The sequence below is a fragment of the Streptomyces katrae genome (assembly GCF_000966975.1).
GTDB classification, from domain to species: Bacteria; Actinomycetota; Actinomycetes; order Streptomycetales; family Streptomycetaceae; genus Streptomyces; species Streptomyces katrae.
The window spans coordinates 1-9,031 of the sequence record NZ_JZWV01000234.1; the positions used below are offsets into that span (position 1 = coordinate 1).

The following is a 9,031-nucleotide window of genomic DNA, read 5'->3' on the forward strand; positions in this document are numbered from 1 at the left end:
ACCGCCCAGCAGCAACGACAGCTCGCTTCGGCCGTCAAGAACGCCCGCGAGATGGCCCTGCTGCCGTACGGCACCCGGTAAGGCCCCCGGCCGGCGAGAGGCGCCCCGCGCGGTCCGGGGCGCCTCAGCGATGGGTCCGGCCGGCTCTAGCCGTAGATCTGCAGGCCCCAGCCGAAGGCGAAGTCCCAGTACGTGCAGCTGAAGCGCTTGCCGGTGGCCTGGCCCGCGGCCACACAGGCCTCCGGTGTCGAGTAGACCATCACGGAGCCGACCGTGGCCCTCGCCGGCTGCGCCGGCTCGGCCGCCTGGGCCGTCGCGACCGTGCCTCCCAGGACGAGCGCACTTCCCAAGGTGAGGCCTGTCATTGCACGGCGTGCGCGCATGGTGTTCCCCTCTCGTGGAGCCGGTGCTGTCGGGTGCGCGACCAGGGTCCCGAGGAACGGTCCAGGAACGACGGGGAACGGGTGGAACCCCGGTCGAGCACGGCTGGTGCGGCTCGTTCCTCCCGCAGCGCACCAGGTGATTCGATCGAGCGCGTGGTCGGATTTCGGCCAGCATCCGGGGACCGCGCCACGCAAGCTGAGCGCATGACAACACCGACCTACCAGCCGTCGCCCATCGCTCCCCCCGTTCTCCGGGAGCTCCGCGACCACGACGACGCCGGCGTCGTTCCCCGCCCTTACACGTACGACCCGGCTGGAGCCCCTTTGCGCTGCTGTCTGCGCCGTAGCCGCGCCGACGAACGGATCTCACTGGTGTCCTACGCTCCGCTGCGCAGATGGGCCGTGGAGGTGGGCGCCGACCCGGGAGCCTATGACGAGACGGGCCCGGTCTTCGTCCACGCCGGCCCGTGCGGGGGGGCGGATCCGGCCTCCGGCCATCCGTTCGCCGAGACGGGGGCGCTGCGCGCATTCCGCCGCTACGACGCCGAGGGCCACATCGCGGGTGGCGCGATGGTGCGGTTGCCGGACGATCCCGCCGGGGCCCAGGCAGCCGTGGACCAGGCCCTCCGCGCCGCCTTCACCTTCCCCGACGTCGTGCTCGTGCACGTACGGGCGGTGGAGTACGGCTGTTTCCTGTACGAGGTGCGCCGGCCCTGACGGAGCATCGACGACGGTGCGTGGTCGTTCGACGGAGCTCAACTGCCTTCAGGGATCAAACCCCTTGACCTCGACCGTACTTGATGTAGCACCGTGGGGCACATGCACACGGACTCCGCTGCGCGCGCCGCAGACATCGAAGCCATCAAGCAGGTCGTCGCCGTCGTCGAGCACTCCCAGCAGCACAAGGACCCCGACGAGTTCCTCGCCCTCTTCCACCCCGACGCGGTCTGGACGACCGCGGGCGGGAAGGTCCTCATAGGTCTGGACGCGATATCGGAGTTCACCCGCCAGGTCCTCCCCGCAGCCGACTGGGACGGCAAGGTCACCTACGAGGTGCTCCACGTGCTCTTCATCCGTCCCGACGTCGCGGCGGTCAAGGTCCGCCAGCTCTACCTGAGCCCGGACGCCGGGAGCGAGGGCGCCCCGCTGTACGTGATGTCCAGGCAGGACGACGGGCGCTGGCTGCTGACCGCCTGCCAGAACACCGCGGTCGCCGCCGGCTGAGGCCCGCAACGAGATCCCCGCACGTGTCCTTCCGGATCCACGGCCGACGGGGATGTCAGAGGCGGATCGTAGATTCCTTTCATGGGTACCTACTTGTGCTGCGTCGACGCCGGGGACTGGTCGGACGAGGACATCCTCCGGCCGGCCGCCCGGCTGCTCGACGGCGAACTGCTCGGGCGCGGCCTTCCGCCCTGCCCGCCGCCGGCGTCCGGCTCCGCTCCCGGGGGCGGAACGTCCTTCGAGGAGAAGATGTACCGGCCGATGCAGAGCTTCGAGGCCCTGTGCCGGAGCCTGCCCGGCGGGGACGAGTGCTGCGAGGTACTGCTCGGCTGGGACCTGCTGATACCGGTCGACTTCGAAGGGGACGTGACCCTGCCGGTGTCGGGGCCTTACAGCGAGACCACGACCGTCCACAGCGCGTACCGCGTACTCGCGACGGCACAGCGCCTGGCCGTCCGGCTGGCCCTGCCACCGCAGGTCCCCCGGAACGGCGGCAACCTCGGCCTCTGCATCTGGTTCGACGGCCCGGCCGCCGCCAGGGCGGCCGTGACCCATCCCGGTGCGTGGGCCGAGGACCTGGACGCCTCCTTCTACACGGCGCTCTACCTCCGTGCCGCCGAGCACTCGATCCGCCGACAGTGCCCCATGCACTACGTCTGACCGACGCGCCGGCCGACCGGCTGCGTCGGCCACCCAGGGGTACCCCCACGAGGCTGACGGCCGTTGCGGACCGTAACCGTTGTGGAGGCGGTCTGGTTGTGCGGTGGGCAAGGTGATCCCACGAGTGTGAAGGCAGCGTCCATGACGACCAGCACGACCACGGCCCCCGCCATCAGCCGGATCCTGAGCGCTGCCGCGCTCGCGACCGCGCTCGCCCTCGGTTCCGGGACGGGGGCGGTGGCCGCGGGCCCCGCTGGCGACGGCTGGAAGGGGGAAGGTGGTCTCACCCTGAACGCCGCCGACAACGCCAGCGTCGACGCCTACGTCGAGCGGGCGAAGGACGCCGAGGAGGCGATCAGCACGGACGTCCGCGCCGCCGCCCTCGTCACGGGCGCGGAGCTGGTCGGGTTCGAGTACCGCCTCAAGTCCGCCGACTCCCTCAAGCGGAAAGTCGCCACCTCCCTGCGGGAGCGCCCCGGGCAGAACGTGGACACGGTGCTGGCGGGACTGGGCGACGCCGTCCGCTACACCCTGCAGTGGCCGGACGACGCCTACAGCGACGGCGTGACCACGGCCTCCGCGCTCCTGTCCGCCTGGGGCAACGACAACACCAAGTGGTCCAACACCTGGGGTCGCAGCAGCGGTTACAAGGGGCTCAACACCGGTTGGCGGGCACCGCGCTCCGGGCAGCTGTTCGAGGTCCAGTTCCACACCCCCGCCAGCAAGCACGCCCAGGAAGTCACCCACCTGCTCTACGAGGAGCAGCGCCTCCCCTCGACCTCGCCGGCCCGGAAGAAGGAGCTCCAGGCCCTCCAGGATGCCGAGTTCGCCGCGGTTCCGGTCCCGGCCGGCGCGGACCGGCTGAGCCCGCCCGCCAGGACCGGCGTCCCGCTCCCCGTTCCCGTGGGACGCTGACCCACCCCAGCGCCGCCTGGGCTCGGCGCCGGGGCTAGCCTGGCGGGATGAGGATTGCAGTCGATGACCTGTCGGGCTCCGAAGTCGCCGCGTTCCTGGCCGAGCACGTCGCGGAGATGCGGTCCATCACCCCGCCGGAGAGCAAGCACGCCCTGGACCTGGAGGGCCTGCGCCGGCCCGGCGTCACGTTCTGGACGGTGACGGACGACGACGGGAGCATCGTCGGCTGCGGCGCCCTCAAGGCGTTGGCGGCCGGCCATGCCGAGGTCAAGTCGATGCGTACGGCGTCCGCCCGCAAGCGCTCGGGCGTGGCCTCCCTCCTCCTCGGCCACCTGATCGGCGAGGCCCGCAGGATGGGGTACGCGCGCCTGAGCCTGGAGACGGGCGCCGCGGAGTTCTTCGCCCCGGCCCGTGCCCTGTACGCGAAGTTCGGCTTCGAGCCGTGCGCCCCGTTCGCCGACTACAAGCCGGACCCCCTCAGCGTGTTCCTGACCCGCGCCCTCTGACCCGGCCCCGCGCCGGCACCGGGGCGCGGGCTCCGGTCAGCGTCACCGTCACCGTCAGACGGTGGTGAGGACGAGGTCGGCGCGGTGGCGGCCCAGGGCGACGAGACGGGCGTTGGGCTCGTCCGAGCGGGCCACCCAGTCACGCGCGTACGCCGGGTCCTTGCCGTGCCGCACGTGACGGCCGATCAGCCGCTCCAGGCGCAGGTCCTCGGCCGGGTCGAGGTACCAGGCCTCGTCCAGGAGCGGCCGTACCGAGGCCCACTCCCCCGCGTCGTGCAGCAGGTAGTTCCCCTCGGTGATCACCAGCGGTACGTCCGGGGCGACGGGGACGCTGCCCGCGATCGGCTCCTCCAGCGAGCGGTCGAAGGCCGGCGCGTACACCGTGGAACCCCGCTGGGGTGCGCGCAGCCGCCGCAACAGGGCCACGTAGCCGGCGGCGTCGAAGGTGTCGGGGGCGCCCTTGCGGTCGGCGCGGCCCAGGCGCTCCAGTACGGCCTGCGCGAGGTGGAACCCGTCCATCGGGACCACCACGGCCCGCTCCGGCCCGAGCGCTTCCGCGATCCGGGCGGCCAGTGTCGACTTCCCGGCCCCCGGTGGTCCCCAGGACCCGCCGCTCGCCCGTGGCTGCCAGCGCTTCCGCTCTCGATACCGGTTCCGTGGTACGCATCCGTCCATCCTGCCCGAGGAACGCGGCCCGTTCGGTACCGGTTCACGGGGCCGTCAGCTGCCAGGGTCCCCAGCCGCCGCCCGGGGCGGATTGCCAGATCTCCCACGTGCGGTCCCTGTTCCACTCGCGGGCCGCCACGTGCAGCCTGCCGTCGGGCAGTTGTTCCACGGAGCTGGGCTGGCTCAGGCCGACGCCGGCGTCCGGGACCTGGCCCATGGACCGGGTCGGGCCCCATCCGGCGGTCGCGTCCTGCTGATGGCGCAGCTCCATCGAGCCGGCGCCGTACGCCCCGGAGGCGAAGGCGTCGATGCTGCCGTCCCGCTCCTTGAACAGCACGACTCCGCCGTGGTACGGGGTCGGTGCGAGGCCGAAGGCGTCCACTGCGCTCCAGCCACCCGCAGCGCCGTCGTCCTCCACCGTGTGGCAGAAGGAACCGTAGGTGGAGAAGAGCAGTTCCATCCTGCCCGCCGAGTTCTCGAGCGCCGTCATGGCGTAGCTCTTCGGGCCCACGGTTGCCGCGCTCACCCGCTGCCAGCCCCCGTACGCGCCGCCGGGTCCGTTCTGCTCGCGATGCCAGACGAAGGGCAGGCCTCCGGTCGCGGTGGCGTCGTAGAAGAGCTGGAGCTGCGCGATCCGGCCGTCCGCACGCTCCACGGACACCAAGGTGCCCGCCACCGGCGAGCTCGCCAGGCCCTTGGCCCCGCTGTCCGTCGAGCACGTGGCGGTCGCGGTCTGCGCCACCGCCGCGGGGGCCATCGCCACCCCCGTGCACGTCAGCGCCATCGAGAGCGCGCCGCCCGCGCATGCCCGGACCCACTTGCCCCGTAAGCCCCCGCTGAGCATTCCCATCCGTTCCCCCCTCTCCCGACCGCCCCGTGCGGCCGCAGAGAATCCTCCTGAGGCACGGCGGTCGGCGCCAGCCCATCAATCCGGCCAGCCCCGGTGGCCGGATCGAGCGTCGCGTGACCAACCGCGCCGGAATCCGACGGCACGCCCGTCAGTTACGGGCGGTCATCGGGGGGTTGAGGAGGGCGAAGCCCTCCTGGCGCTCGTACGGGAAGTAGGGGTAGGGCGCCGGGCGGTGGCTGGCGGCGTCGAGGCGGGCGATCTGGTCGGCGGTCAGTTCCCAGCCGACGGCGCCGATGTTCTGCCGCAGCTGCTGCTCGTCGCGGGCGCCGATCAGGACGGTGGAGACGGTCGGGCGGCGCAGCAGCCAGTTGATGGCCACCTGGGGGACGGTCCGGCCCGTCTCCTGCGCGATCTCGTCGAGGGCGTCGACCACGTCGTACAGGTGGGCGTCCTCCACCGGCGGGCCGTAGTCGGCGGTCGCGTGCAGCCGGCTTCCGGCGGGCAGCGGGCGGCCTCGGCGGAGCTTGCCGGTCAGGCGGCCCCAGCCCAGGGGGCTCCAGACGATCGCGCCGACGCCCTGGTCGTGACCGAGGGGCATCAGCTCCCATTCGTAGTCGCGGCCGACGAGGGAGTAGTAGACCTGGTGGGCCGCGTAGCGGGGGAAGCCGTGCCGGTCGGCGACCGAGAGGGACTTCATCAGCTGCCAGCCGGCGAAGTTGGAGACGCCGGTGTAGCGGACCTTGCCGGAGCGGACGAGCTGGTCGAGGGTGGACAGCACCTCCTCGACGGGGGTGGCGGCGTCGAAGCCGTGGAGCTGGAAGAGGTCGATGTGGTCGGTGCCGAGCCGGCGCAGGGCGTTCTCGACGGCGGTGATGAGGCGGGAGCGCGAGGTGCCGTACTCGCCGGGGCCGTCGCCGGTGGGCAGCCCCGCCTTCGTGGAGATGAGCACCTGGTCGCGGCGGCCCTTGACGGCCTCGCCGAGGACCTCCTCCGAGGCGCCCGCCGAGTAGACGTCGGCGGTGTCGAAGAGGGTGATGCCGGCGTCGACGCAGATGTCGACGAGCCGGCGGGCTTCCTGGGTGTCGGTGCTGCCCCAGGCACCGAAGACGGGTCCCTGGCCGCCGAAGGTGCCGGCGCCGAAGCCGAGGGCGGGAACCTTGAGGCCGGACGCACCGAGCTGCCTGTATTCCATGACGGACTCCTCCGATGAGCGGTAATGGGGCCACAGACCCATTAAGATGGCCTCAACCTAACAGCTGATCGCTATTAATGGAACCAGGGACCCGTTATGACGTTGTCGAGTGATGCCCGGATGCCCGTCGGGGGTGCGGGGGGTCCGGGGGACGGAGCCGCCGAGCCGGGGACCGTGCGCCCCGGGGGCAGGACGGCCCGGGTGCGGGCCGCCGTACTGGAGGCGGCCGGGGACATGCTGGCCGAGCAGGGCTTCCACGGGCTGGACCTCGCCGAAGTCGCCCGGCGGGCCGCGGTCGGCAAGACCACCGTCTACCGGCGCTGGGGCACGGTGGCCGGTCTGGTCGCCGACCTCCTGACGGACATGGCCGAGCAGTCGCTCCCCCGCAGCGACACCGGCTCGCTGGAGGAGGACCTGCTGGCCAACGCCCGCCTGGTCGCGCGCACCCTGTCCGACCCGCGTCAGGGCCCCCTGTTCAAAGCCGTCATCGCCGCCGCCACGTGCGACGCCCGGACGGCCGAGGCCCTGCACCGGTTCTACGAGGTCCGGGTCGCGGAGTGGGCGCCCTGCGTCCAGGAGGCCGTGGAGCGCGGCGAGTTGCCCGGGGGCACCGAAGCCTCGGACGTCGTACGGGCCGTCTCCGCCCCGCTGTACTACCGGCTGCTGACGACGGACGCACCGCTGGACGAGGCCGCGGCCCGGCGGGCGGCCGGGGCGGCGGTGGCGGCGGCCCGCGCGGGGGCCTTCGTACGCACTCCGTAGACGTCGGGCCGGCCGGGACATCCGTACGACCACCGGCCGGGGGGCGGGGGCGGCGCATTGTGCCAGACGCGGAGGCCGGGGACACGTCCCGTCTCGGAATGGAGGCAACGGACCAGGCGGAAACACCGCCCGGCACCTTCGAAAGGAACCCGTCATGGCTGCCATGATCCCCCTGCGCAAGTCGCTCCTCGTCGCGGTCTCCGCCATCGCCGCACTCATCGGCGGAGGATCGGCCTTCGCCGCCTCGAACGCGGCCCCCTTGGCCAACGACCCCTCCGGAGCGAGGATCCAGCGCACCAGCCCGCTCACCACGCTCGGTACGGATCGTGGCAGTTCGTATTACTACTACTACGTACAGGGGCAGTGAGCATGACGCTGTTCCGCGTGCCGCCCGGCCCCACCGGGGCCGGGCGGCACGGCAACCGACGCGCCTTCGAACGCGACCAGCTCGGCTTCCTGCTCCACCAGCGGCAGTACGGCGACCTCGTCCGCGTCGACGACGACCTGTACCTCGCGAACTCGCCGGCCCTGGCCGAGGAGGTCTTCAAGCACACCAACACCACGTACGCCATCAGCCGGGACCTGCTGGGCCAGGAGACCGACGGAGGCCGGGCCTCCGAGGACCTGGCCCTGTGGATGCGGGCCCGCAGCCTGGCGGGACGCGGCCTGAACCGCACCAGCATGCGCGCCGCCGCCGAGGACCGCCTCGCGGCCACCGCCGCCCGGCACGCACAGGCCTGGCGGGCGCGCGGCACGGTCGACGCCATCCCCGCACTGGAGGACCTCACCGCCCACCTGATCGCCGAGTTCTGCCTGGGGCCCGACACCGGCAGGGTTCCCGCCCTCCTGGCCCGGCTGCAGGACGCGCTCCTGCCCCCCGTACTGCCCCTGCCCGCCCGCTGGCGCGTCCTGCGCGCGCGGCGCCTGCACCGGGTCAACCGCGACCTGGCGGCCGAGGTGTCCCGCCTCATCGAACACCGGCGCGCGACGCACCGGGACGACGCCCCGTACGTGGTCGCGGACCTGCTCAACACCGCCCGTGACGAGGGCGCCATCACCCGTCAAGGAGCCACCGGCATCATCGTCGCCAACCTGTTCGCCGCCCACGAGACGACCGCCGCGGCGCTCGCCTGGCTGTTCCTCCTCCTCGACCAGCACCCCCGCATCCGCCGGCAGGTACGGGACGAGGCCGACCGCGAACTCGCGGGCCGTCTCCCGACCGCCGCGGACGTCCCGCGCCTGGCCGTCACGGAATCCGTCGTGAAGGAGACGCTGCGTGAAGGAGACGCTGCGGCTGTACCCGCCCCTGTGGCTGATCGAAAGGACCGTCGAAGAAACCACCGAACTCGCCGGCTACCCCCTGCGCCCCGGGCAGCGCGTCGCCGTCAGCCCCTTCGTCCTCCAGCGCGACCCGCGCCACTACCACCAGCCGGCCGTGTTCCGACCCGACCGCTGGACCGGCCGCTCCCCCGCCGATCCGCTGCCCAAGTACGCGTTCATGCCCTTCGGCGGCGGACCGCGGACCTGCCTGGGGACCCACTTCGCCACCGTCGCGATGACCCTAACCACCGCGACCCTCACCAGCAGCTACCAGATCAACCGCACCCCGGGCACCACGCCCGTCTTCAGCACCCGCACCATCCTCCAACCCCACAAGCTCGCCCTCGACATCACCGACCACCCGCACGGCAGCCGCCCCCGTCCCGCCGGGATACGAGCCACTGCGGCCGATCCCCTGACAGCCCACAACGACCGGTGTCCCGTCACCGGCACCACGTCCCCACGGCCCACGGACCGGTGTGCGGCCGCATAGCGAGAGCAAGGAGGGAGACCCCAGCCACCACCAGCGGCGGGCAGCGGCACGGTCTACGGG

At 72.5% G+C, this 9,031-nt stretch carries 12 protein-coding genes and 2 pseudogenes; 10 read left to right on the forward strand and 4 right to left on the reverse strand.

What is annotated here, in order from left to right; translation table 11 throughout:
- Positions 1-81 (forward strand): annotated as a pseudogene (locus VR44_RS10525) (30S ribosomal protein S18); the annotation flags it as partial.
- A 65-nt stretch (positions 82-146) separates the two neighbouring features.
- Here the strand turns inward: VR44_RS10525 and VR44_RS10530 are convergent.
- Positions 147-350, reverse strand: a complete 204-nt coding sequence (locus tag VR44_RS10530) for a hypothetical protein (RefSeq protein WP_045947162.1) — start codon at positions 348-350, stop codon at positions 147-149.
- A 237-nt stretch (positions 351-587) separates the two neighbouring features.
- Between VR44_RS10530 and VR44_RS10535 the strand changes: the two genes are divergently transcribed.
- The 5 genes from VR44_RS10535 to VR44_RS10555 all read left to right on the forward strand — a co-directional run bounded on the left by VR44_RS10535 (position 588) and on the right by VR44_RS10555 (position 3,688).
- Positions 588-1,100 (forward strand): DUF1203 domain-containing protein, encoded by a 513-nt coding sequence (locus tag VR44_RS10535; protein ID WP_045947163.1) that lies wholly within the window; start codon positions 588-590, stop codon positions 1,098-1,100.
- 102 nt (positions 1,101-1,202) lie between these two features.
- Positions 1,203-1,607, forward strand: coding sequence for an SgcJ/EcaC family oxidoreductase (locus tag VR44_RS10540; protein WP_045947164.1), 405 nt, complete (start codon positions 1,203-1,205; stop codon positions 1,605-1,607).
- An 81-nt stretch (positions 1,608-1,688) separates the two neighbouring features.
- On the forward strand, positions 1,689-2,267 hold the full coding sequence (locus VR44_RS10545; RefSeq protein ID WP_045947165.1) for a hypothetical protein: 579 nt from the start codon (positions 1,689-1,691) through the stop codon (positions 2,265-2,267).
- 141 nt (positions 2,268-2,408) lie between these two features.
- Positions 2,409-3,182, forward strand: coding sequence for an ATP nucleotide 3'-pyrophosphokinase (locus VR44_RS10550; RefSeq protein WP_045947166.1), 774 nt, complete (start codon positions 2,409-2,411; stop codon positions 3,180-3,182).
- A gap of 47 nt (positions 3,183-3,229) precedes the next feature.
- Positions 3,230-3,688 carry a GNAT family N-acetyltransferase gene (locus tag VR44_RS10555; protein ID WP_045947167.1) on the forward strand — a complete coding sequence of 153 codons (459 nt, stop codon included), beginning with the start codon at positions 3,230-3,232 and terminating at the stop codon, positions 3,686-3,688.
- 54 nt (positions 3,689-3,742) lie between these two features.
- On the opposite strand, the gene VR44_RS10560 is transcribed toward VR44_RS10555, so the two are convergent.
- The 3 genes from VR44_RS10560 to VR44_RS10570 form a co-directional block, all read right to left on the reverse strand.
- The gene (locus tag VR44_RS10560) at positions 3,743-4,363 is read right to left on the reverse strand and encodes a nucleoside/nucleotide kinase family protein (RefSeq protein WP_107072501.1); all 621 of its coding nucleotides are present in this window, start codon (positions 4,361-4,363) and stop codon (positions 3,743-3,745) included.
- A gap of 34 nt (positions 4,364-4,397) precedes the next feature.
- The gene (locus VR44_RS10565) at positions 4,398-5,204 is read right to left on the reverse strand and encodes a DUF8189 domain-containing protein (RefSeq protein ID WP_157880263.1); all 807 of its coding nucleotides are present in this window, start codon (positions 5,202-5,204) and stop codon (positions 4,398-4,400) included.
- Positions 5,205-5,352: 148 nt separating this feature from the next.
- Entirely contained in the window at positions 5,353-6,396 is a 1,044-nt protein-coding gene (locus VR44_RS10570; protein ID WP_045947169.1) for an aldo/keto reductase, read from the reverse strand.
- A 120-nt stretch (positions 6,397-6,516) separates the two neighbouring features.
- Between VR44_RS10570 and VR44_RS10575 the strand changes: the two genes are divergently transcribed.
- From VR44_RS10575 to VR44_RS48375, 4 genes and pseudogenes are all read left to right on the forward strand, one after another.
- A complete protein-coding gene (locus VR44_RS10575; RefSeq protein WP_045947170.1) occupies positions 6,517-7,158 on the forward strand; it encodes a TetR/AcrR family transcriptional regulator in 642 nt (213 codons plus the stop codon).
- A gap of 154 nt (positions 7,159-7,312) precedes the next feature.
- Positions 7,313-7,525 carry a hypothetical protein gene (locus VR44_RS10580; RefSeq protein ID WP_045947171.1) on the forward strand — a complete coding sequence of 71 codons (213 nt, stop codon included), beginning with the start codon at positions 7,313-7,315 and terminating at the stop codon, positions 7,523-7,525.
- Positions 7,526-7,839: 314 nt separating this feature from the next.
- Positions 7,840-8,352, forward strand: a pseudogene (locus VR44_RS49090) (cytochrome P450); the annotation flags it as partial.
- An 82-nt stretch (positions 8,353-8,434) separates the two neighbouring features.
- Positions 8,435-8,971 (forward strand): cytochrome P450, encoded by a 537-nt coding sequence (locus tag VR44_RS48375; protein WP_052713541.1) that lies wholly within the window; start codon positions 8,435-8,437, stop codon positions 8,969-8,971.
- The last annotated feature ends 60 nt before the right edge of the window (positions 8,972-9,031 follow it).